At 72.6% G+C, this 1,697-nt stretch carries 2 protein-coding genes; both read left to right on the top strand.

The annotated features are described in order from the left end of the window. The coding region (locus MY526_RS26880) for an electron transfer flavoprotein subunit beta/FixA family protein (RefSeq protein WP_436705479.1) at window positions 1-735 on the top strand (735 nt) is incomplete at its 5' end. 36 nt (window positions 736-771) lie between these two features. Further along, window positions 772-1,697, top strand: a 926-nt coding sequence (locus MY526_RS26885) for an electron transfer flavoprotein subunit alpha/FixB family protein (protein WP_436705480.1), incomplete at its 3' end; no start/stop codon positions are given.

Genomic DNA, 1,697 nt, shown 5'->3' on the forward strand with positions numbered 1-1,697 from the left:
GAGCGGAACCTGGACCCTCAGGACAACACCGTCGCCCGGGGGAGTGCGGACAACGTCGTCAACGAGATCGACGAGTACGCGATCGAGGAGGCGCTGACGCTGAAGGAGGCGCACGGCGGTGAGGTGACGATCCTGACCGTGGGTCCGGACTCGGCCGCCGACGCGATCCGCAAGGCGCTGTCGATGGGCGCGGACCGGGCGGTGCACGTCTCCGACGAGGGCATCCACGGGGCGTGTGCGCCGCAGACGAGCGCCATCCTGGCGGCGGCGCTGGGTCAGCTGGAGTTCGACATCGTGCTGTGCGGGGCGGAGTCCACCGACGGGCAGCTGTCGGTGATGCCGGCGCTGCTGGCCGAGCGGCTCGGGCTGCCGCAGCTGTCCGGGGCCCGCAAGCTCACCGTCGAGGGGAACGTGGCGAAGGTGGAGCGGCAGACCGACGGCGGCTACTGGGCGCTTCAGGCGCCGCTGCCGGCGATCGTGTCCACCTGGGACACCATCAACGAGCCGCGCTATCCCTCCTTCAAGGGGATCATGGCCGCGAAGAAGAAGCCGGTGGAGCGCAAGACCCTGGCCGATCTGGGCATCGACCCGGGCACCGTGGGCCTGGCGACGGCGACCAGCCAGGTGCTGGACTTCGCCGGCCGCCCGCCCAAGGGCGCCGGCGTGAAGGTCACCGACGAGGGCGACGGCGCGGCTGCGCTGGTCGACTACCTGGCCGCGCAGAAGATCGTCTGACCGGCGACCGAATTCGAAGAAGAGAGGTAGTTCCCCATGGCTGAGGTCCTGGTCCTCGTCGAGCTCAACCCGGACGGCGCCGGCGTCCGCAAGACCACCCTGGAGGCGCTGACCGCCGCCCGCGCGCTCGGCGAGCCCGCCGCGGTCGTCGTCGGCGCCCCGGGCGCGGCGGCCGCCGCGCGCGAGCAGCTGGCCGAGTACGGCGCGGCCACGGTGTACGTCGCCGAGTCCCCGGAGGTCGAGGACTTCCTGGTGGCGCCGAAGGCCGAGGTGCTGGCGGCGCTGGTGGCCGAGAGGTCGCCGGCGGCGGTGGTGATCCCGTCCTCGCAGGAGGGCAAGGAGGTCGCCGGCCGGCTGGCGATCAAGACCGGCTCGGGGTTCCTCACCGACGTCACCGAGATCGCCGCCGACGGCACCGCGACCCAGGTGGCGTTCGCCGGGGCGACGATCGTGCACTCGCGGGTCACCACCGGCACCCCGATCTACACGGTGCGCGGCAACGCGGTCACCCCCACCCCGGCGCCGGCCGCCGGCACCGAGCAGCAGGTGCCGGTGCAGCTGTCGGATGCGGCGAAGGCGGCCCGGGTGGTGGACCGGGTGGTGGAGCAGAAGTCCTCCCGCCCGGAGCTGACCGAGGCCGCGATCGTGGTCTCCGGCGGGCGCGGGGTCGCCTCGGCGGAGAACTTCTCGATCATCGAGGGCCTGGCCGACTCCCTGGGCGCGGCGGTGGGGGCGTCGCGGGCGGCGGTGGACTCCGGGTACTACCCGCACACCTTCCAGGTCGGGCAGACCGGCAAGACCGTCTCCCCGCAGCTGTACATCGCGGTGGGCATCTCCGGGGCGATCCAGCACCGGGCCGGCATGCAGACGTCGAAGACGATCGTCGCGGTCAACAAGGACCCCGAGGCGCCGATCTTCGAGCTGGCCGACTTCGGCGTCGTCGGCGACCTGAACACCGTCGT

It is taken from the genome of Geodermatophilus sp. CPCC 205761, from assembly GCF_051383655.1.
In the GTDB taxonomy this organism is placed as follows: domain Bacteria; phylum Actinomycetota; class Actinomycetes; order Mycobacteriales; family Geodermatophilaceae; genus Geodermatophilus.